Below are 21,317 nucleotides of genomic sequence, written 5' to 3'. Positions count from 1 at the left end.
CCCTTAAGCGGCCACTGGTGCCCGTTTGGTCAGCCCCAGCTTCTCACGCACTTCCTGAGGCCCGATCACCCGCGCTCCCATGTTCGACACCACGGTGCTGGCACGCTCGACCAACTGCCAGTTCTCGGCCAGTACGCCTTTGTCCAGCCACAGGTTGTCCTCCAAACCAACGCGCACATTGCCGCCCGCCAGAACCGCAGCTGCGGCATAGGCCATCTGATTGCGCCCCAGAGCAAAGGCACTGAAGGTCCATTCGTCGGGCACGTTGTTGACCATCGCCATGAAGGTATTCAGATCGTCCGGCGCGCCCCACGGCACACCCATGCACAACTGGACCAAAGCGTTGGCTTCCAGAATTCCTTCTTTCACCAGTTGCTTGGCAAACCACAGATGGCCGGTGTCAAACGCCTCAATCTCGGGCTTCACGCCCATGTCGGTCATCATCTGCCCCATCGCGCGCAATGCGCCGGGGGTATTGGTCATGACATAGTCGGCTTCTGCAAAGTTCATGGTGCCGCAGTCCAGTGTGCAGATCTCAGGCAGGCACTGCGCGATATGGGCCACACGTTCGGTGGCACCGATCATATCGGTGGCGGCTTCATTCACCGGAAACGGGCTTTCGACACCACCAAAGACTATGTCCCCACCCATCCCGGCGGTCAGGTTCAATACGACGTCCACATCAGCGTCGCGAATGCGGTCGGTCACCTCGCGGTACAGGTCCAGACGGCGGCTGGGCGCGCCGGTCTCGGGATCGCGCACATGGCAATGAACCACCGCCGCTCCGGCCTTGGCCGCAGCAATCGCACTGTCGGCAATTTGCTGCGGCGAGCGCGGCACGTGCGGGCTACGATCCTGCGTCCCGCCCGAACCTGTGACGGCACATGTGATAAAGACTTCGCGGTTCATTTCCAAAGGCATGAAGTTCTCCCCAAGTTATACCCTGATATGCCCGGGTTTTCCCCAGGCTTCTCCACGGATTCCGATTTGCGTTAAAGACCGAGTCTGACGCAGCCTTGTGCAAACACTTGCCAGAATGCGAATCGAACTTGATGAAATCCGCAAAAAACATACTTCAACCCGAACATCGCGCCCTGAAAACGGCAGTGCTGGTGCTGGACGAATGCAACACGCTTAGCTTCGCATCCGCCGTCGACCCGATGCGCGCAGCCAACCGTCTGGCAGATCGACCGGCCTTTGACTGGGATTATGTCACCGCCACGGCAGAACCCGCGATGCTCACCAGCGCCTTGACCGTACCCGGCATCCCTCTGGCCCGCCTACAAGGCTGCGATCTGATGATTGTCGTGGCCGGGTTCCAACTGGCGCGCCACGCGACACCTAGCCTGCTGGCAGGCCTTCGCCGCATCGCAGGCACCGGTGCCACGATGGCCGGCATTGACGGTGGCCCCTGGCTGCTGGCTGAAGCCGGATTGCTCGACGGTCACGCCGCCACGACCCATTGGGAGGACAAGGAGACTTTTGCCGCCCGTTTCCCGGACGTTGATGTGCGATCCGACAGATACACTGTTTCGGGCAACCGCCTGACATCAGGCGGCGCGATGCCTGCAATCGAGATGATGCTGCACATTATTGCCGCTCGCCACGGATCGGGTTTTGCCGCCCGTGTCTCTGGGTTGTTCCTTTACGATGGCGCGCCCGAGCCAACGAAGCCGCAAAGCAGAACCGGTATCCCGCATCGTCATACAGCTTTGACCGCCAAGGCAAATTCGCTGATGGAATCGTCTCTGGACGAACCCCTTCCGCTGGCGGACATCGCAGAATCCCTCGGCACCAGTCCCCGCACACTGCAACAGCAATTCCGTCTGCGCCTAAACACGACGCCCCAAGATCACTATTTGCAACTGCGCCTGGCCGAGGCCCGCCGTCTTGTGTCCGACACCGACATGCCGCTAATGGACGTGGCACTTGCCACCGGGTTCGCCTCACAGTCCAGCTTTGCTCGTGCCTTCCGCACCGCCCACGGCCTGTCAGCCCGCGACCTGAGACACGAGCGCACGCAGCCCACTCATCACTGACAGGATCCCATTCATCCGACCCAAAATATCCTGGGGGAGTCGCGCGCAGTTCGGCGGGGGCAGCGCCCCCTAGTACGGCATCGGATGCGCGCGGTGCGCCTGACTGATTTCAGCCACGATCTCATCCGAAAGCCGCAGGTCCTTACCGGTCAGAATATGCTCCAACTGCGCAACCGTCGTCGCACCGAAAATGGCTGACATCATGAAGGGCCGCGTGCGGCACCAGGCCAGCGCCATATGAACCGGGTCCAGCCCGTGACGCTCTGCTATCGCCTGATAGGCTGCAACTGCATCAAAGACTCGCTCTGACTTTCTCCCACCCATCTCTGCGTTATGCGCCATGCGTGATCCTTCGGGCACCGCGCCACCCTGGTACTTACCGGTCAGAAACCCTGCTCCCAAAGGCGAAAAGGCCATCAACCCCACGTCCTCATGTACGCTCAGCTCGGCCATGTCCGTATCGAAATGACGGCAGAGCAGAGAGTATTCGTTCTGCACCGAAGCCACCCGCGGCGCACCCATCTGCACGGCGATCCGCAGCCATTGCGCTGTGCCCCAGGCGCTTTCGTTCGACAGGCCAAAAGCACGGATGTTGCCCTTGTCCACCTGGGCCTGCAGTGCCGTCAGGCAGTCCTGCATGTTATCCAGAACTTCGTTCGTGTTGTGCCCCGATGGTGAGTAGTTCCAGTTCTGCCGGAACATGTAACTACCGCGGTTCGGCCAGTGAAACTGGTAGAGATCAATGCAGTCCGTCTGCAACCGCCGCAGCGAACCTTCAATCGCCTCGGGGATGGTCTCACCTGAAATCCACACCCCGTCACGAGCATGGGCAAACCCGGCGCCTGAATGCTTGGTCGCCAGAACATAGTCGCCCCGCCGCGCCGGGTTGGCGGCATTCCAGTTGCCCAATATCTCTTCGGTCCGGCCCACGGTCTCTTTCGAGATCGGGTTCACCGGGTACATCTCGGCCGTGTCGACGAAGTTGATCCCGGCCTCCAGTGCCATATCGATCTGCGTATGCCCATCCGCCTCGGATGTCTGCGTACCAAAGGTCATGGTGCCAAGGCACAGGTCGGTCACCATGATGCCGGTACGGCCCAAAGGCTTCATTTCCATCTGTCACTCTCCCAAGATTTACTTTGAAAGCCAGCGGCTTACGCTTCGGCCTTTTTCTCCCACCGACCCGATTCTTCGGACCAGTATTGTGCCGAACATCCCGCGTCGGTCAGGGCTTTCCACTGGCCCCGCGCATGCTGAACAGCCTCACCATCATTGCCGTCGAACAGAATGCAGACTCGCTCCAGCGCTGAGACTTCGTCTGGATCAACAGCCGCCCCATCTACGGCCATAATGCACGCCGGGTCGTTGGCGGCCTGTGGCCCGGTTGTCAGCAAAATGGGCTGCGCCGCGTCATGCGGGCCGCCTTCGCGGCCATGGGGCAGAAAATCCTCTTCCCGCCCCAGCCACAGTTTTTCATCTAGCCAGTCCATCCGTGCCGGATCAGTACCCCGCACGGCGATCTTCCACCCAGCCTGCCGCGCCTTATCCAGTAGCACCGGCAATGTGTACTCCAGCGGCTGACGGGTCAGGTGGTAGAAATAGACGGCGCCCATCGGATTACTCGAAATTGTCCTGAACAAGACGACTGAGGGCACGGACGCCCCAGCCGGTGGCCCCTTTGGGTGCGTAGGATGTTTCCGACGAAACCGAAGCCACACCCGCGATATCGAGATGAATCCACGGTGTCTCCTCTTTCACGAACCGCTGCAGAAACTGCGCGGCAGTGATTGAACCCGCGGGACGACCGCCCACGTTCTTCATATCGGCAATGCGCGATTTCAACTGCTTGTCATAGGCCTCACCCAATGGCATCCGCCACGCGCCTTCATCCTCGGCCTTAGCCGATTTCAAGAAGGCGTCGCAGAACGTGTCATTGTTCGAGAAGACACCGGCATTCTCATGCCCCAGACCGATGATAATCGCGCCGGTCAGGGTCGCCAGATCAATCATGCCCACCGGCTGGAACCGCTCCTGCGCGTACCACATCACGTCACACAAGACCAAACGGCCCTCAGCGTCGGTGTTGATGATTTCGACCGTGTCGCCCTTCATCGATTTGACCACGTCGCCGGGACGGGTCGCGTTGCCCGAGGGCATGTTCTCGACCAGACCCACCAGACCAACCACGTTGGCCTTAGCTTTGCGCTTGGCCAGTGCACGCATGGTGCCAGCAACAACGCCTGCGCCGCCCATGTCCATGGTCATATCTTCCATGCCGCCCGCAGGCTTCAGCGAGATACCACCGGTGTCAAACACCACGCCCTTACCGACAAGGGCCAACGGAGCGTCACCCTTGTCGCCGCCGTTCCACTGCATCACCACAACCTTGGACGGGCTGACCGAGCCCTGCCCGACGCTCAGCAGCGTGCGCATGCCCAGCTCTTCCAGCTTGTCTTCGTCCAGAACTTCGACCTCGAGGCCGAGTTCCTTCATCTCAACCAGACGGTCGGCGAACTCGGTGGTGGTCAAAATGTTGGCCGGTTCGTTGGTCAGGTCGCGGGTCATGCGCACGCCATCCGCCACCGCGTATTGCGGAGCAAAGGCGGCCTCGACCTCATCAGCCTTCTGGTGGCTGATAGTGACGGTCCCGGCCTCATCCGAGTCCTTGGTCTTATGCGCGTCGAAGTCATAGCTGCGCAGGGCGATGCCCATGGCCAGATCTTCGCTGCGCGGCTGATTACCCGCCATCACCAGCAGGGCCTTGCCGCCCGCTAGTTTGGCCAGAGCGGCACCGGCCTTGCGCGCCTCGGCCGTATCGGGGCGGCGCGCCAGAACGACGATGTCCAGCGCTTCGGCCGCCATACCGCCGGGCCACGCCAGAGAGATCACATCGCCCGATTTCACTTTTTCAAAGCGGGTGCTTTCAACCAGCCGGGCAACCGCGCCACGGGTCAGTCGATTGGCACGACGCACTGCGGGGCTCATCTTGCCTTCGGGCGACACGATAACAGCCACGCGCCCTTCGGCTTGTGCCATTACGTCCACGTCAAAGGGCTGAAACCGGATCGGTACAAGACTGCTCATTGCAAACTCCTCAAAATCTGTTCCCCAAGACCTAGCCCGCGCCGGACGGCTTGACCAGATAGCAGTTTTCCCCGCGCGCCAATTGCATTACAGTCCCCAAAAAATTCCGGCAGGATCGGGGGAGAACAAGTTGGCGAGACAGGGCAGGCATAAGCCGGTGCGCATCCGCGCAGGCGACGGTGATTCTGGCCTGGTGATCGCCCAATTCCCCAAGGATGCCGTCTGGCCGGAGGCACATTCGTGATCCTCGACCGCTATTTCGCCCGCCGGTTCATTCAGAGTTTCCTAGTCATCGGCGGCATTTTTCTGACGCTGCTGATTCTGATCGATCTGGTTGAACAGGCCCGCAGGTTCGACTCGGAAAACCTGTCCTTTGGCGCCCTGCTGCACCTGACCTTGCTGAATACACCGGCAGCGATCAGCGAAATGCTACCGCTTTTGGTCATCCTCTCCACCATCGCGCTGTTTGTTGGGATGGCACGCAGTTCCGAACTGGTGGTGACACGTGCCATCGGGCGGTCCGGTATCCGGGCCTTGTTAGCACCCGTGACTTTGGCGCTGGTGATTGGTGCCCTTGCGGTGGCATTGCTGAACCCGATTACTGCCGCCACGTCCGAGGAGTTCAAGCGCCTCTCCGATACCTATAAAAACAAAGGCGAATCCGCCCTGTCCATCACCAGCGAAGGGCTTTGGCTGCGGCAGGGATCGGCTGATGGACAATCGGTCATTCACGCGCGGGGCACCACGAATGCTGACCCGCTGGAGCTGACCTGGGTCACGATCATCTCATTCTCGCCTGATGGGAAACCGACACGGCAGATCTTTGCCAACCAGGCGCGGCTATCGAACGGGTCATGGATTCTGTCCAACGCGAAAATCTGGTCGCTGGCTGATGACCTGAACCCCGAATCCGACGCAGAGGTGTACGCCGAGATTGAAATTCCGACTACCCTGACACGGCAGCGCATTCTGGACACGTTGGGCCAGCAGGATTCGGTTTCGGTCTACGATCTTCCCCAGCTGATCCGCGACCTCCGCGAGGCTGGATTTTCCACCAAACAATACGAGGTCTGGCTGCAGGTCCAATTGGCACGGCCTCTGTTTCTGATGGCGATGGTGATGATCGGCGCGGCCTTCACCATGCGCCATGTACGCTTTGGCGGCACCGGCATTGCGGTTTTGTCCGCGGTTCTGCTGGGCTTTGCCATCTACTTCGTTCGTAACTTTGCCCAAATACTCGGGGAAAACGGTCAATTGCCAATCGTCGTCGCAGCCTGGGCTCCGCCCTTTGCAGCCATTCTTCTATCTCTTGGTCTTCTGCTTCATGCGGAGGACGGCTGATGCGAATCCTGTCCCGCCTTCTGCTGTCAGGCGCTGTCGCGCTGACACTGCCGAACGGCGCTGTGGCTCAGGCCCAGCCCGTCGACGATCCGGCCCAAGATGCTCAAGCGCAAGAACAACCCGCGCTGCTGGTCGCCGATGAGATCTTCATCACGCCCGAGCGTGTGCTGGTCGCCGAAGGGAATGTCGAAGCCTTTCAGGGCGAAGTCAAAATTACCGCTGACCGTATCACTTATGACCGCGAAACCGGAGCGCTGACGCTGGAAGGTCCGATCCGTCTCGACGAAGCCGGCGCAACCACGATCCTGGCGGATTCAGCCGAGCTGGATGACAGCATTCAGAACGGTCTGCTGATCGGTGCCCGGATGGTGTTCGACCAACAGGTTCAGATCGCCTCGGTACAGGCGACCCGCGCGGCGGGAAGGTTCACGCAGTTCAGCAAGGTTTCGGCTACTTCGTGCCATGTCTGTGCCAACGGTAAACCTCCAATCTGGCAGATCCGCGCGCGCAAGGTTACGCATGATCAGTTGGAACGGCAGCTCTATTTCGAAGGGGCGCAACTGCGGGTGCTGGACGTGCCTGTGTTCTATTTCCCCTATTTGCGGCTGCCGGACCCGACGCTGGAGCGCGCAACAGGGTTTCTGGTGCCATCGGTTCGGACAACGTCGCAATTGGGGACCGGCGTTCTGGTGCCCTATTTCATCAAGATAGGGGATCACAAGGACCTGACGCTGACCCCCTATATCTCGCCCAAGACCAAGACCCTTGGGCTACGGTTTCGGCAGGCATTCAAGAATGGACGAATCCAGCTTGAGGGCGCCTATACCCGCGACGACCTGCAACCGAACGAGGATCGGGGATATCTGTTCGCCAACGGCTGGTTCAACCTCAATGACGGTTACCGGTTCCTGTTCAACATCCGGACCACTTCCGACGACTCGTACCTGGCCGACTACGGCCTGCCCGATCTTGACCGGCTGCGCAGCGAGGTCGCCCTGGAACGGATCAAGCGCGATACCGCGTTCCGCACCAGTTTCATCCACTACAAAACTCTGCGCGACAGTGAAGACCAGGATGAAATCCCCTCGCGGGTTTTCGACCTGTACTATCAGAAACGACTGTTCCCCACGACAGTGGGTGGCGAGGTCCGGCTGAGCTTTATTACGCACGCGCATGAGCGCACCAGCGACGAGGACGTGGTTGGCCGCGATATCGCCCGTGCAACATTTGACGCGGAATGGCTGCGCAATTGGACCTTTGCGTCCGGCCTGCGGGCCGAGGCGCGCGTAGGCACATCTGTAGATACGTTCAATATCCGCCATGACAGCAACTTCCCCGATCAGGTGACCCGGGCCACCCCACGCGCGGCGCTGACGCTGCGCTACCCGATGCGCAAGCGAGAAACTTCTGGGGCGACACAGATCCTCGAACCGATCGCTCAGATCGGCTGGACTCATGTGACCAACGACGATGTCCCCAACGACGAAAGCACCTTTCAGGAGTTTGATCAGGGTAACCTGCTGTCGCTCTCACGCTTCCCTGCCCCGGACCAGCGCGAAGACGGTCTGACCGGCGTCGTCGGCGTGAACTGGTCGCGCTATTCTGCCGGAAACTGGCGCGCGTTGGCTACAATTGGTCAAGTTTTCCGCGCCGATGCGAACCCCAACTTCAACCTGACCTCCGGTTTGCAGGGCACAAGCTCGGATTTGCTGTTGGCCGCTCAGATTCAAACCGCAAATGGCTGGTCTCTGGCCGGGCGCGGCCTGCTGAACGGGGATTTCAGCTTTGCCAAGGCCGAAGTCCGAGCCGCGTGGCAGAAACCGACCGTAGGCGTTGCCAGCAGCTTTGTCTGGCAAGAGCCAGATCCGGCGGAAAACGTAGATGACAAGATTTCCGAGATCTGGTTGACCGGACGTTACCGTGTGGATCAGAACTGGAACACAACCGCTCTGGCGCGCTATGACCTGAGCGAGTCCGAGCCGATCCGCTATGAGTTGGGCGTCACGTATCAGAATGAATGTGTGCAGGTTAACATGAACGTCAGCAGGCGCTATACGTCGTCATCAAGTATTGAGCCTTCGACAGAATTCGGCTTTACCGTAGCCCTGACAGGATACTCCGTCCAAGGTGGCGGCCAACAGTTCAAGAGAAGATGCAGTTGATTTCAGGTTTCTCCAGTTTCCTTCGCTCCGGTTGGCTTAAACCGGTCGCCCCTGTGCTGGTCGGGGCAATGCTGGCAATGACATCGCCTCAGGCCGATGCGCAAAGCCTGTTTTCGCCCGCCATCAAGGTCAATCAGGACATCATCACGTGGTACGAACTGGGCCAGCGGCAACAGTTCCTGACCGCTCTGGGCGCGCCCGGCGCGTCCGAGGACGAAGTGCGCAAGGCCCTGATCGATGATCGGCTACGCAGGCAGGTTATGCGCGAGGCGGGAATCGAGGCCAGGCCCGAAGATGTTCAGGCGGGTATCGACGAGTTTGCTGCGCGCGGACAATTGTCGTCCGATCAGTTCCTTCAATTGCTGGCTGATCAGGGCGTTGGGCGCGAAACCGTTCGCGATTTCGTCGCTGATCAGATTACGTGGCGCGAATATGTCGGCGCGCGCTTCCTGTCACAGGCGCGCCCTTCCGAGGACGAGATCAACCGCGCACTGGGGCAAACCGACGGCGGCGGCCTGCAAGTGCTGTTGTCCGAGATCATCATCCCAGTGAATCAACAGACCGTGGCGCAGGCTGAACTCCTGGCCGAAGAGATTTCCCAGCTGGAAGGTTTTGACTCGTTTTCAGCGGCCGCGACACAGTACTCGGCGGCTGCCACGCGCGACAATGGCGGGCGGCTGGACTGGCTGAACCTGGCAAGCCTGCCACCGGCCCTGCAACCGGTGATCATCGGTCTCAAGAACGGGGACATCACCCAACCCCTGTCACTGCCCAACGCCATCGCCCTGTTCCAGATGCGTGGCCTGCGCGAGGTTGCAACAGGCACCACCCGCTATTCCGAGATCGACTATGCGATCTACAACATGCCCGGTGGCCGCAGTGCCGAAACGTTGGCTAAGGCGGCCAAACTGAGGGAAGAAATCGACACCTGCGATGACCTCTACGGTATAGCCAAGGACCAGCCGCCCGAAGTGTTGCAACGGATTCAGGCCAGCCCCGGAGAGATCCCACGTGACGTGGCACTGGAGCTTGCCAAGCTGGACATTAACGAAGTCTCGACCACTCTGACTCGCAACAACGGCCAAACGCTGATGTTCCTGATGCTCTGCACCCGCACCCGCGATTTGGGCGAAGAAACGACACGAGCGGACGTTGCCAACGCCCTCACCCAGCAACGGCTCGAGGCCTTTGCCAACAGCTTGCTGGCGCAGTTGCGTGCCGAAGCGACCATCGTCGAGCAATGACGGCCCCGATTGCGCTCAGCTGCGGCGACCCGGCCGGTATAGGCCCGGAAATCGCAGCAAGGGCGTGGTCGGACCTGCGCAGCACTTGTCCGTTTTTCTTTATTGGTGATGCTTCACATCTGCCGTCCGATACCCCGGTTGAACGCATTTTGCATCCTTCCGAGGCCGCGGACATCTGCACCAGCGCCTTGCCGGTGCTGCATCTCGAATTCCCGGCACCCAATATTCCCGGCCAGCCGGACCCCGCCAACGCACCCTATGTGATTGACGCGATTGAACAGGGCGTGTCACTGGTCCAAAGCGGTGCCGCCTCGGCACTGTGCACGGCCCCCATCCACAAAAAAGCCCTGATCGAAGGGGCTGGTTTTGCCTATCCCGGACATACCGAGTTTCTGGCCGCTCTCGCCGATCGCAAAAGGGTGGTGATGATGCTGGCCAGCGACCAATTGCGCGTGGTGCCGGCGACCATCCACATCCCCCTGTCTCAGGTCCCCTCGGCCCTTACGCCGGATCTGTTGCGCGAAACAATCTCCATCACCGCCGAAGGCCTGCGCCGCCAATTCGGTTTCGAACATCCCCGTATCGCAATTGCAGGCCTGAACCCGCATGCCGGCGAAGGCGGCAAGATGGGACGAGAAGAGCTGGACTGGATCACCCCGCTGATCGAAGATCTGTCTACGGATGGATACACGGTCTCTGGTCCGCATCCGGCAGACACAATGTTTCACGCCGCCGCCCGTGCAAACTACGACGCGGCGATTGCGATGTATCACGATCAGGCACTGATCCCGATCAAAACGCTGGATTTCGACCGAGGTGTGAACGTGACGCTGGGTCTGCCGTTCATCCGCACCTCACCCGACCACGGCACCGCGTTGGATATCGCGGGCAAAGGCATTGCCACCCCCACCAGCCTGATCGAGGCCCTAAAGCTGGCGCAACGCATGGCACAAAGCTCTTGATCCTTCACCTGGGCCCAAATATCCCCGCCGGAGCCATAAATTCACTGGCGCACCCTCCACTCCTTGCGCCACGGTAACCGGATCATGAGTGCAATCGACAATCTTCCCCCTCTGCGCGAGGTCATCGCGACACACCAGCTCTCGGCGCGTAAGTCGCTGGGCCAGAACTTTCTGCTGGACCTGAACCTGACAGCTAAGATCGCGCGTCAGGCCGGAGACCTTGCGGATTGTGACGTGCTGGAAATTGGCCCCGGTCCCGGCGGTCTGACCCGCGGGTTGCTGTCTGTAGGCGCGCGAAAGGTAGTTGCGGTCGAAAAAGACACCCGCTGCATTGCCGCCCTGAACGACATCGCCGCCGCCTATCCGGGACGGCTTGACGTGATCAATGGTGACGCGCTGGAAATCGATCCGCTGGCGCACCTGACGCCGCCGATCCGAATTGCGGCCAACCTGCCCTACAATGTTGGCACCGAATTGCTGGTGCGCTGGCTGACCCCGCCTGAATGGCCGCCCTTCTGGCAAAGCCTGACATTGATGTTCCAGCGCGAGGTGGCCGAGCGTATCGTCGCCCAGCCCGGCAGCAAGGCCTATGGTCGACTGGCTATCCTGGCCCAATGGCGGGCTGAGGCGCGGATCGCCATGTCTCTGCCGCCCGGAGCTTTCACCCCACCGCCCAAGGTGTCCAGCGCGGTGGTCCATCTGACCGCCCTGCCCGAACCCCGCTATCCCGCCGACGCCGCAACCCTGTCACGCGTCGTAGCCGCCGCCTTCAACCAGCGTCGAAAGATGTTGCGTGCTTCATTGAAAGGCATTGCGCCTGATATCGAAGATCGTCTGTTAGCGGCTGGCATCCAGCCCACAGAACGGGCCGAGCAAGTGCCGCTCGAGGCGTTTTGTGCGCTGGCCCGCGAAATCAAAAAAAACTGATCGAAAAAAGAAAAAGCCCCGGAGAAATCGGGGCTTTTGTATTTTTTGTGCCTGCGCTTACTCGGCTGCTTCCGGTGCATCCCCATCCGTCTTGGGGGCATCTTCGGCAGGCGCTGCCTTGGGCTTACGCGCCCGCGGCTTACGCGCAGGTTTTTCCTTTTTTTCCTGCGCTGGCGCGGGTTCGGACCCCTTGCTTTCCGGTGTCTCGACCAAACCGCTTTCGGGTGCGGCCTCAGGTGTGCCAAAGTCCATCACGTCGGGCTGCGGCGCGTCAGCCGGATCGGCCTGACGGGCGGCTTCGCGTTCCTGACGCTCGGCGCGTTCGCGATCACGCTCTGCCTGACGCTCGCGATTCTGGCGCTCTTGCTCTTCGCGGCGCGCTTCAATCTCGCGCTGCGCATCGCTTAGCAGGCGCAGGTAATGCTCCGCGTGCTGCTGAAAGTTTTCTGCGGCCACTCGGTCATTCGACAGTTGAGCGTCGCGCGCCAACTGGTTGTATTTATCAATGATCTGCTGGGGCGTACCGCGCACCTTGCCTTCAGGACCCGAGCTGTCAAAAACCCGGTTAACAACGTTGCCGCCAGAAGGACGATTGCGGTTATTCTTGGCCCGCGAGCGGGATTTGGAAGATCTCATCTTACTTTACGTCAGCCTTGTCATTCGATGCCGATCACGTCGCGTCCTGCACTGCTCAATGGCTGTAGCCGTCACACGATGTCGACTTTTTTGGGCTTGGCGTCAGGGGCCCGCTGTAACAGCGTCAACCTCTCCGACTAACTCTGAGTAAGCATGTCCAGCGCGCGCAGACAAGAGGTTTGTCCAAAAATTCGCAGCTTTTTTACATTAATCGGCGCTTTTCAGCCTCACCTGACACAGTATTTACGGCATTCTGGCCAAAACAACACGGTCACGGCCATCGAGATCTGGGATAATCCGAACCTCGGCCAACCCCGCCGCCTGAAACAGCGATGCGACGCTTTGACCCTGTGTCGGCCCGATTTCCACGAGAATCCGCCCACCCGGGATCAGAAAATCCGGCGCTTCGGCCGCAATGTGCCTGTATGCGCCAAGCCCGTCGCCCTCATCCGTAAGTGCCATGCGCGGCTCATGATCCCGTACTTCGGGGGACAGATCGTTCATCTCTGACAGTGAGATATAGGGCGGGTTTGAAACAATCAGATCGAACTGACCTTCTATGTTCTCAAACCAATCCGAGCGTAAAATCTCGGCCCTCTCCTGCACCCGATGCTGCACCGCATTGGCGCTTGTCTGCAGGCAAGCGGATTCGCTCAGATCCGCGCCGATGCCCGAGGCGCTGCTACGTTCGGCCAGCAGCGTAATCAGGATGCAACCCGACCCGGTGCCCAGGTCCAACACGTGATCGAACGGTTCGCTCAGGGCGGCCTCGATCAGCGTCTCAGTTTCGGGCCGCGGGTCCAGCACATCGCGGCTGACTCGGAACTGACGGCCATAGAATTCCCGCTCACCGAGAAGATGAGACACTGGAACCCGAATGGCGCGCAGCGAGATCAACTGATCATAGCGTTCGGCGATTTCAGGCGAAAGCTCCTCGGGTGCGATGAGTGTGACCCGGCTGGCCTCGATTCGCGCGGCATGGGCCAGCAACACCCGCGCATCACGCGCCGGATCGGTCACGCCTGCGGCCCGCAAGCGCGCGGTGGCGGCGACCATCGCCTGCGCTGCTGTTAACGCCGCAATCATTGTGCCATCTCGGCCAGCAGGCGAGCTTGATCATCGGCTGTCAGCGCGTCGATCACCTCATCCAGATCGCCCTGCATCACCTGATCCAGCTTGTACAGTGTCAGGTTGATGCGGTGATCCGTCATGCGACCCTGCGGGAAGTTGTATGTTCTGATCCGCTCGGAGCGGTCGCCCGATCCGACCTGACTGGCGCGATCGGCGGAACGTTCACTATCGATTCGCTGGCGTTCCAGATCGTAGAGGCGTGTTTTCAACACCTGCATCGCGATCTCACGGTTGCGGTGTTGCGATTTCTCAGAACTCGTCACCACCAAACCGGTCGGAAGGTGTGTAATCCGCACCGCCGAGTCCGTGGTGTTCACATGCTGCCCACCCGCGCCGGAACTGCGCATTGTGTCGATGCGGATATCATTGGCGTCGATCTGGATGTCCACATCCTCGGCCTCAGGCAGAACCGCAACTGTTGCCGCTGACGTATGGATGCGCCCGCCGCTTTCGGTTTCAGGCACACGCTGCACCCGGTGAACACCGGATTCGTATTTCATCCGGGCGAAAACATTGTCGCCCTTGATATGGGCAACAACTTCTTTGATCCCGCCCAAGTCCGAGGCCTGTTCCTCGATGATTTCAAACTGCCAGCCGCGCCCTTCCGCGTAACGCTGGTACATGCGCAGCAGGTCCCCTGCGAACAGAGCCGCCTCGTCCCCGCCAGTTCCGGGACGGATTTCCAGCATCGCGGGCCGCGCGTCCGCCTCATCGCGTGGCAGCAGCGCCAGTTGCAGCGCGTGTTCTGCCTCGGGGATGCGGGCTTGCAGGCTGGGGATTTCCTCTTCGGCGAGTTCCTTCATGTCAGGGTCGGCCAGCATCACCTCCGCCTCAGCCAGATCGCCGACCAATTGCCGCCACGCCATGATCTGATCAACCACCGGTTTGAGGTCCGAATACTCTTTGGCAAGGGCTGCAATGTCCCCTCCCGAGGCGCCATCGGCCATGGCGGCTTCGAGGTATTGGAATCGCTGGGTTATCTGTTCAAGGCGTTCTTCGGGGATCATCCGCGCGGTGTCTATCAATCCGAGGCTTTGGTCAAGGCCCGTCCCTGTGCTAAGCTGACGCGTATGACACGATTAGCGCTTGTTTTCTTACTGTGCGCAGCCCCTGCCCTAGCCGATGTCGTCGGTCCCAAGGGCAAGGTTCAGGACTGTTATTGCACCGATAAATCCGGAACCCGCATTGAACTGGGTGAATTGATCTGCCTGCAGGTCGATGGCCGTATGTTCACGGCGCAATGTCAGATGTCTTTGAACGTGCCCATGTGGCGCGAGGTGCAGGAGGGGTGCCTGTCTTCGAATTTACAAACTGACTGGCCTGCCTCGGACGCGCCCGATAATCCTGCTAACGCACTTTAGCCGTTAAAAGTCTTCCCAATTGCTTAAATTCTGCCGCTTGCGCTGCCGAAGAATTGTGATTTCGGACAATCCCGTAAGAAGATAACCAAATGCAGCGGACACCAGAACAAACATCGCAATCAAGCACACGGGAACATCAGTCACAAAGAACATCCCCAACCCCCAAGCGCCACCAAGGATCAATGGATCATAGGCAAATCTAGATACTGTGGTTCGGTAATACTGAGGTCGCGGCTCGCAACCGATTTTCCTGAGAAAACGGGTAACCGGCGGCGTCACCCCCCTTTCCTGTAGCCCCGCATTCTCCAGCTCGGCAGTTGCGCGTTGATACTTTCTTTCATAGTCACTCATACCACCTATATGGGAATAAATGACGCGAATTCAACCTATTGCAGAGCGGCTAACCACCCATCAACCCTTGCCTTGTTTACTCCAAAGTCTGATCGCCCAAACCTCAACCGACTATAAATGCGCAGGGTGTCTCCGTCCTGCTGAGCAGTGGTGTAATCGGGAAAGCCAATCACTTTGGTGCGGGTGACATAGGTGATCATCCCCTCATCCACCGATCCGGCTATCACCGTGGTGCGCGGCGCCCCTCTTGCGATGGCGTCCAGCCGAGCCAAGCCGTCCGGCCCGGTTTTAACCACGCGAAGGACACCGTCTTTCATGTCTTTGTCAGCTTCACCTACAGGTGCCACGTGCCATTTCGCCGGGTCAGAGGGCGCAAGCCGAATATAGGCGCCTAACACCACAACCAGACCAACAATCAGCCCAAACACCATTTTTTTCATCCCGGACCCGTTCTTTTCGCAAACAGTATTCGCAAAGACAGGTCGGGCAAGATGCAGGTCACCCTACCGTGGCGTCACACCAGGCAGGATGCACAGCATCTCGAACAGCAGGTTCGCGGCCGTCAGCGCGGTGTTGCCCGTGGGGTCATAAGGCGGAGAGACCTCGACCAGATCACAGCCCACCACGTTCATCCCTGCCAGCGCATGGATCAGTTGCAGCGCCTGCGGCGTCGTCAACCCTCCGATTTCGGGCGTTCCGGTGCCGGGCGCGAAGGAAGGATCGAGGCTGTCAATGTCATATGAAATATAGGTCGGGTGATCCCCGACAGTTTTGCGGATTTGCGAGCCAATCTCGGTCAGGTTTTGCTGCCACAACTCCCAAGCGGGAAACTGGCGGAAGCCCCAGCCCTTGGCATCGGTAAAGTCGCTTGCCGCGTAACCCGAGCCGCGAATGCCGATCTGAAAGGTCTTGTCAGGGACGATCAGCCCCTCTTCGTAGGCCCGGCGAAAGACGGTCCCATGGGTCTCCTTCTCGCCGAACATCTCGTCGTTCACATCCGCATGAGCATCCACATGCACCAGCGCCACCGGACCGTGCTTGGCGGCAACCGCACGTAGGATCGGCAAAGTGATTGAATGATCGCCGCCCATCGCAACAGGCGTCACCCCCTGCGCCAGAATGGCATCATAGCTTTCCTTGATGATCTTCAAGCTGTCGGCCAGCGAGAACGTGTTGATCGCCAGATCGCCAATATCCGCAATTTGCAGGCTGTCGAAGGGGGCCGCGGAATTCGCCATGTTATAGGGCCGGATCATCGCGCTTTCGCTTCGGATTTGTTTCGGCCCGAACCGTGTGCCCGATCGCCACGAAGTGCCAATATCCATCGGAATGCCCAGCACGGCCACATCCAGCCCGGCCAAAGTATCCGCCTGCGGCAGTCGCATGAACGTGTTCGGCCCTGAAAACCGCGCCAGATCATTGCCGCTGATCGGTTGGTTAAAGTCAGTCATGCCCGTATCTCTCCCGTCCGGTCTTTTGGTTAACCAGATACCGGAAAGATGGCTAACCAATCGTTAAGGCTGCAGCTTGTTCCATGCCAGCAGGCAAATAATCTGCGTGGCCACATGCGCCCCGGCAATCGCTGTCGCACCGGATGTGTCGTAGGGCGGAGAAACCTCGACCACGTCGCCACCCTTGATGTTGATCCCGGCAATGTCTCGCAAGATGATCTGCGCCTGGATCGAGCTTAGCCCGCCCCATACAGGCGTCCCGGTGCCCGGCGCAAAAGCCGGGTCCAGACCGTCGATGTCAAAGCTTAGATAAACGGGGCTGTCGCCCAGAATGCCTTTGATCTTCTGTGCCACAACAGCCGGGCCTGATTCATAGACCTCGCGCGCGTCGATGATGTTAACGCCCAGCGTGTCCTCGTTGGTGGTACGGATGCCGACCTGAACTGAGCGCTTCGGGTCAACGATCCCCGACTTCACTGCCTTGTAGAACATGGTTCCGTGATCCACGCGGGTCATGTCGTCATCAGCCCAGGTGTCCGTGTGCGCATCAAATTGCAGCAGGGACATGGGGCCGTATTTCTCGGCATAGGCTTTCAAGATCGGAAAGCTGATATAGTGATCACCGCCAAGTGAGACCGAGGCCACATCAGCAGCCAGAATCGTGCGAATATGGTCGGTCAACGTGTCCGGAAAGGCCGGGATATTAGCATAGTCATAGGCCACATCGCCATAATCCACGATGGCCAGCTCACTGAGCGCATCAAACGGCCAGCCATAGGGCGCGTCGGGCGATTGCAGCGCGCTGGCTTCGCGGATGGCGCGGGGACCCAGCCGGGTGCCGGGGCGGTTGGTTACGGCCTGATCGAAAGGTACGCCAGTAACGGCAATGTCTACGCCCTTCAGTTCTTTGGTATAAAGCCGCCGCAGGAACGATGTGGCGCCGCCAAAGGTATTCTCGAACGACAACCCTTTGAGGTCTGGGTTGGTAAATGCCTCATCGACCTGATTTTTTGCGTCTTCCAGTCCCATATCTTTCCCCTATCAGCCCAGCGGCTGCGCCTTTTCCACGATCCGTGCAAAGAATGAGGCGCCAACCGGCGCGATCTCATCGTTGAAGTTGTATTTTGGGTGGTGCCATCCAGCCCCTTCGCCTTGCCCCAAGAACAGATAGGCCCCCGGGCGGGCATTTAACATATAGGCGAAATCCTCAGCCCCCATGTTGCGGGTGACATCGTCAACGACCCTGTCAGACCCCGAGATTTCCCGCGCGACATCTGCCGCGAAATCCGCTTTTTCGGGGCTGTTGATCGTGGCAGGATAGTGCACTTCGTAGTCCAGCCGCGCCTCAACCCCGTACGAGGCCGCCTGCCCCTGTACGATCTGCTCCATCCGCTCCATCACCATCTTTTGCACAGCTGGGTCAAAGGTGCGTACTGTGCCATTGATATAGGCCGTGTCCGGGATCACGTTGTCCACGGTGCCGGTATGGATTTGCGTGACCGAGACCACCAGATCGTCCAGCGCGTGGTGATTGCGGCTGACAATAGTCTGCAGCGCCTGCGCGATGCCACAGGCCGCCATCACCGGGTCACGGGCTTCATGCGGCATGGCTCCGTGGCCGCCAACGCCCTGAATATAAACATGAAACGTGTCCACCGCCGCCATGATCGCCCCGGGCGTTGTGTGAAAATCCCCCATGGGGACGTTGGGCGCATTGTGCAGCGCATAGACCTGAGAGATGTCGAACCGGTCCATGATCCCCTCTTCGACCATCACACCGGCCCCACCGCCAGCTTCCTCGGCCGGTTGAAAGATCAGCGCCACGCGGCCTGTGAAATTCCGGGTCTCGGCCAAATAGCGCGCAGCACCCAGCAGCATCGAGGTATGTCCGTCATGACCGCAGGCGTGCATTTTGCCTGGTGTCTTCGAGGCATACTCAACTCCGGTCTCCTCGGGGATCGGCAGCGCATCCATGTCGGCGCGCAAGCCGATCGTTGGCCCGTCACCCTGACCGTTGATGATGGCGACGATCCCGGTTTTGGCGATGCCTTCGTGCAGTTCATCCACACCGAATTCGCGCAGGCGCTCGGCGACAAAGGCCGCCGTCTCGTGGCATTCGAACTCCAGTTCGGGGATCGAATGCAGGTGCTGGCGCCATGCGGCCATATCGGCAGAGAAATCGGCAATTCGGTTGACGACGGGCATCTGGGGTGGACTCCTGATCCTGACTGCGGAATGGATGCATCTGACACCGGAACGAAAGGGTTCGCAATGGCCGAAAATCCTCTGATCCACGACAGCGATGCGGGTATCGAGCGTTTGCTGGAAATCATGCGCCGCCTGCGCGACCCGGAAACTGGCTGTCCGTGGGATATCGAACAGGATTTCGCCACCATCGCCCCCTATACGATTGAAGAGGCCTATGAGGTTGCCGACGCCATAGAGCGTGAGGCCTACGACGAATTGAAAGGCGAATTGGGCGACCTGCTGTTCCAATCCGTGTTTCACGCGCAAATGGCCGAAGAGGCAGGGCATTTCACCTTTCAAGACGTTGTGCGCACGATGTCGGATAAAATGGTCGCACGTCATCCACATGTGTTCGGCGACGAATCCCGCGACAAGTCGGCCGATCAGCAGACGTTGGATTGGGAAACCATCAAGGCCGCTGAACGTGCCGGTAAGGAACAAAAAGGCGCGCTGGACGGTGTGGCTGCGAACCTGCCTGCATTGTTGCGCGCCCATAAGCTTCAAAAACGCGCAGCTCGCGTGGGGTTCGATTGGCCCGATGCCAGTCACGTGCTGGCCAAGATCACCGAAGAGGCCGCCGAGTTGGAAGAGGCCCGTAATAGCATGGATGCCGATGCATTGGAGGATGAATTCGGCGATCTGCTGTTCGTGATAGTCAATCTTGGTCGCCATCTGGGGATTGAGCCCGAGGCCGCCCTGCGTCGCACTAACGCCAAATTTACCCGCCGGTTCGAACAGGTTGAAGCACGGCTCGCTGCGCGAGGAAAAACCCCATCGCAGAGCGACTTGGCCGAGATGGACACGCTGTGGGACGAGGTGAAAACCGAGGAACATCGCGCCAACGGCAAACTCCCGCCTGTGGATGCTGCGACCGGGGCCTGAAACCGCTGGACAAGAGCGGTGACACTTGCGAGTGTCCGCGCTTCAAGACCCCGGAGGCAGAGCATGGCACCCCGCAAAATCATCATCGACACCGATCCCGGACAGGACGACGCCGTCGCTATTCTGCTGGCACTGGCCAGCCCGGAAGAGATTGATGTTCTGGGGATCACTGCTGTCGCCGGCAACGTACCGCTGGAGCTGACCGCCAAGAATGCACGGATCGTGTGTGAACTTGCTGGGCGCACGGATGTCCCGGTCTATGCCGGATGTGACCGTCCGCTGAACCGGCCTCTGGTCACGGCGGAGCATGTGCACGGTAAAACCGGGCTGGACGGCCCTGTCTTGCCCGATCCCGAGATGCCCCTGGCTGAGGGCCACGCAGTTGATTTTATCATCGACACCCTGCGCGCGCATGACGCGGGAACCGTGACTCTGTGTCCGCTGGGGCCATTGACCAATATCGCCACTGCCTTTCAGAAAGCCCCCGACATCATCGACCGGGTTCAGGAAATCATTCTGATGGGCGGGGCGTATTTCGAGGTTGGAAACATAACTCCAACAGCCGAATTCAACATTTACGTTGACCCCGAAGCCGCTGAAATCGTGTTCAATTCCGGTGTCCATATCATCGTGATGCCACTGGACGTGACCCATGATGCGCTGGTCACCAAACACCGCAACGACGCCTTCCGCGCTCTGGATTCACACGTTGGCCATGCGGTTGCCGAAATGACGGATTTCTTTGAAAGGTTCGACAAGGAAAAATATGGCTCAGAAGGGGCGCCGTTGCACGATCCCTGTGTAACCGCCTATCTGATCCGCCCCGAGCTGTTCTCGGGCCGTCACATCAACGTCCAGATCGAAACACAGTCGGAACTGACCCTGGGCATGACCGTCGCCGATTGGTGGCGCGTCACGGACCATGCCCCCAACGCCATGTTCATGGGTGAAATCGACGCCGACGGATTCTTTGACCTGCTAACAGAAAGGCTGGCCCGCCTATGAGCGCCGCACTTAAACTCGCCCGCCCTGAAGACCTGGACCGTCTGATGGGGCTGGTTACCGCCTTTCATACCGAGGCCGGTATCGAGCAGGATATCGACCAAACCCGCAACGCGCTCGCCCCCTTGCTTGAGGGCATCCCCCACGGCTGTATTTACCTGATCGGCCCCGGCCGCGCGCCGCTTGGCTATATCGTTCTAACCTTCGGTTGGTCGGTCGAGTTCGGCGGCATGGACGGCTTTGTCGATGAGATTTACATCCGCCCAGCCGTCCGCGGCCGCGGGATCGCGACCGAGGTTCTGCTGGACCTGCCGAAAGCCCTGGCCGGAGCTGGCCTGACCGCGCTGCATCTGGAAGTCGACCGCGCCAACGAAGCGACGCAGAAACTATATTTGCGCACCGGCTTCAAACCGCGAGAGCGGTACATGCTGATGAGCAGAAAGCTTTGACGAACGTCCCCATCCCGATCGCAAATATCCATGATCGGCTTGGTATCT

The 21,317-nt window shown here is 59.7% G+C and carries 22 protein-coding genes; 10 read left to right on the top strand and 12 right to left on the bottom strand.

Going from position 1 to position 21,317, the window contains the following annotated elements:
• Window positions 1–3 precede the first annotated feature (3 nt).
• Window positions 4–921, bottom strand: a complete 918-nt coding sequence (gene bcoG / locus ACXAGD_RS06300; RefSeq protein WP_475209123.1) for a 3-dehydrocarnitine:acetyl-CoA trimethylamine transferase BcoG — start codon at window positions 919–921, stop codon at window positions 4–6.
• 131 nt (window positions 922–1,052) lie between these two features.
• Between bcoG and ACXAGD_RS06295 the strand changes: the two genes are divergently transcribed.
• Window positions 1,053–2,039 carry a GlxA family transcriptional regulator gene (locus ACXAGD_RS06295; RefSeq protein ID WP_475209122.1) on the top strand — a complete coding sequence of 329 codons (987 nt, stop codon included), beginning with the start codon at window positions 1,053–1,055 and terminating at the stop codon, window positions 2,037–2,039.
• Window positions 2,040–2,108: 69 nt separating this feature from the next.
• On the opposite strand, the gene ACXAGD_RS06290 is transcribed toward ACXAGD_RS06295, so the two are convergent.
• From ACXAGD_RS06290 to ACXAGD_RS06280, 3 genes are read right to left on the bottom strand one after another with little or no spacing between them, the layout of a single operon-like run.
• On the bottom strand, window positions 2,109–3,155 hold the full coding sequence (locus ACXAGD_RS06290) for an aldo/keto reductase (RefSeq protein ID WP_475209121.1): 1,047 nt from the start codon (window positions 3,153–3,155) through the stop codon (window positions 2,109–2,111).
• A gap of 38 nt (window positions 3,156–3,193) precedes the next feature.
• Window positions 3,194–3,652 (bottom strand): DNA polymerase III subunit chi, encoded by a 459-nt coding sequence (locus ACXAGD_RS06285; protein ID WP_475209120.1) that lies wholly within the window; start codon window positions 3,650–3,652, stop codon window positions 3,194–3,196.
• Window positions 3,653–3,656: 4 nt separating this feature from the next.
• On the bottom strand, window positions 3,657–5,123 hold the full coding sequence (locus ACXAGD_RS06280; RefSeq protein ID WP_475209119.1) for a leucyl aminopeptidase: 1,467 nt from the start codon (window positions 5,121–5,123) through the stop codon (window positions 3,657–3,659).
• Window positions 5,124–5,363: 240 nt separating this feature from the next.
• On the opposite strand from ACXAGD_RS06280, the gene lptG reads away from it, so the two are divergent.
• The 5 genes from lptG to rsmA all read left to right on the top strand — a co-directional run bounded on the left by lptG (window position 5,364) and on the right by rsmA (window position 11,759).
• Window positions 5,364–6,464: an LPS export ABC transporter permease LptG gene (gene lptG, locus ACXAGD_RS06275; protein WP_475209118.1), complete on the top strand. Its 1,101-nt coding sequence runs from the start codon at window positions 5,364–5,366 to the stop codon at window positions 6,462–6,464.
• Window positions 6,464–8,626 (top strand): LPS-assembly protein LptD, encoded by a 2,163-nt coding sequence (locus ACXAGD_RS06270; RefSeq protein WP_475209117.1) that lies wholly within the window; start codon window positions 6,464–6,466, stop codon window positions 8,624–8,626. The genes lptG and ACXAGD_RS06270 overlap by 1 nt, the downstream gene beginning before the upstream one ends.
• On the top strand, window positions 8,617–9,870 hold the full coding sequence (locus ACXAGD_RS06265) for a peptidylprolyl isomerase (protein ID WP_475209116.1): 1,254 nt from the start codon (window positions 8,617–8,619) through the stop codon (window positions 9,868–9,870). Before ACXAGD_RS06270 ends, ACXAGD_RS06265 begins: the two co-directional genes overlap by 10 nt.
• On the top strand, window positions 9,867–10,832 hold the full coding sequence (pdxA, locus tag ACXAGD_RS06260; protein ID WP_475209115.1) for a 4-hydroxythreonine-4-phosphate dehydrogenase PdxA: 966 nt from the start codon (window positions 9,867–9,869) through the stop codon (window positions 10,830–10,832). The genes ACXAGD_RS06265 and pdxA overlap by 4 nt, the downstream gene beginning before the upstream one ends.
• A gap of 84 nt (window positions 10,833–10,916) precedes the next feature.
• Window positions 10,917–11,759: a 16S rRNA (adenine(1518)-N(6)/adenine(1519)-N(6))-dimethyltransferase RsmA gene (rsmA, locus tag ACXAGD_RS06255; protein WP_475209114.1), complete on the top strand. Its 843-nt coding sequence runs from the start codon at window positions 10,917–10,919 to the stop codon at window positions 11,757–11,759.
• Between the two features lie 57 nt (window positions 11,760–11,816).
• On the opposite strand, the gene ACXAGD_RS06250 is transcribed toward rsmA, so the two are convergent.
• The 3 genes from ACXAGD_RS06250 to prfA form a co-directional block, all read right to left on the bottom strand.
• Window positions 11,817–12,395 (bottom strand): DUF4167 domain-containing protein, encoded by a 579-nt coding sequence (locus ACXAGD_RS06250; RefSeq protein ID WP_475209113.1) that lies wholly within the window; start codon window positions 12,393–12,395, stop codon window positions 11,817–11,819.
• A gap of 243 nt (window positions 12,396–12,638) precedes the next feature.
• Window positions 12,639–13,481 carry a peptide chain release factor N(5)-glutamine methyltransferase gene (gene prmC, locus ACXAGD_RS06245; protein ID WP_475209112.1) on the bottom strand — a complete coding sequence of 281 codons (843 nt, stop codon included), beginning with the start codon at window positions 13,479–13,481 and terminating at the stop codon, window positions 12,639–12,641.
• Window positions 13,478–14,533, bottom strand: coding sequence for a peptide chain release factor 1 (gene prfA, locus ACXAGD_RS06240; protein WP_475212514.1), 1,056 nt, complete (start codon window positions 14,531–14,533; stop codon window positions 13,478–13,480). Before prfA ends, prmC begins: the two co-directional genes overlap by 4 nt.
• 63 nt (window positions 14,534–14,596) lie before the next feature.
• Between prfA and ACXAGD_RS06235 the strand changes: the two genes are divergently transcribed.
• Entirely contained in the window at window positions 14,597–14,887 is a 291-nt protein-coding gene (locus ACXAGD_RS06235) for a hypothetical protein (RefSeq protein WP_475209111.1), read from the top strand.
• A gap of 3 nt (window positions 14,888–14,890) precedes the next feature.
• Here the strand turns inward: ACXAGD_RS06235 and ACXAGD_RS06230 are convergent, their stop codons facing one another.
• The 5 genes from ACXAGD_RS06230 to ACXAGD_RS06210 form a co-directional block, all read right to left on the bottom strand.
• Window positions 14,891–15,238 (bottom strand): DUF6404 family protein, encoded by a 348-nt coding sequence (locus ACXAGD_RS06230; protein ID WP_475209110.1) that lies wholly within the window; start codon window positions 15,236–15,238, stop codon window positions 14,891–14,893.
• A gap of 35 nt (window positions 15,239–15,273) precedes the next feature.
• Window positions 15,274–15,678, bottom strand: coding sequence for a DUF1499 domain-containing protein (locus ACXAGD_RS06225; RefSeq protein ID WP_475209109.1), 405 nt, complete (start codon window positions 15,676–15,678; stop codon window positions 15,274–15,276).
• Window positions 15,679–15,741: 63 nt separating this feature from the next.
• Window positions 15,742–16,689, bottom strand: a complete 948-nt coding sequence (gene speB / locus ACXAGD_RS06220) for an agmatinase (protein WP_475209108.1) — start codon at window positions 16,687–16,689, stop codon at window positions 15,742–15,744.
• 63 nt (window positions 16,690–16,752) lie between these two features.
• On the bottom strand, window positions 16,753–17,718 hold the full coding sequence (gene speB, locus ACXAGD_RS06215; protein ID WP_475209107.1) for an agmatinase: 966 nt from the start codon (window positions 17,716–17,718) through the stop codon (window positions 16,753–16,755).
• A 12-nt stretch (window positions 17,719–17,730) separates the two neighbouring features.
• Window positions 17,731–18,894: a M20 aminoacylase family protein gene (locus ACXAGD_RS06210; protein ID WP_475209106.1), complete on the bottom strand. Its 1,164-nt coding sequence runs from the start codon at window positions 18,892–18,894 to the stop codon at window positions 17,731–17,733.
• A gap of 66 nt (window positions 18,895–18,960) precedes the next feature.
• Here ACXAGD_RS06210 and mazG point away from each other — a divergent pair, with 66 nt between their 5' ends.
• From mazG to ACXAGD_RS06195, 3 genes are all read left to right on the top strand, one after another.
• Window positions 18,961–19,818 (top strand): nucleoside triphosphate pyrophosphohydrolase, encoded by an 858-nt coding sequence (gene mazG, locus ACXAGD_RS06205; protein WP_475212512.1) that lies wholly within the window; start codon window positions 18,961–18,963, stop codon window positions 19,816–19,818.
• Window positions 19,819–19,881: 63 nt separating this feature from the next.
• Complete coding sequence (locus ACXAGD_RS06200; RefSeq protein ID WP_475209105.1) at window positions 19,882–20,823, top strand: nucleoside hydrolase; 942 nt, start codon at window positions 19,882–19,884, stop codon at window positions 20,821–20,823.
• A complete protein-coding gene (locus ACXAGD_RS06195) occupies window positions 20,820–21,269 on the top strand; it encodes a GNAT family N-acetyltransferase (protein WP_475209104.1) in 450 nt (149 codons plus the stop codon). The genes ACXAGD_RS06200 and ACXAGD_RS06195 overlap by 4 nt, the downstream gene beginning before the upstream one ends.
• Window positions 21,270–21,317 lie beyond the last annotated feature (48 nt).

Source organism: Ruegeria sp. ABF4_144 (assembly GCF_056160045.1).
This window is presented reverse-complemented; position numbering and strand designations above follow the sequence as displayed.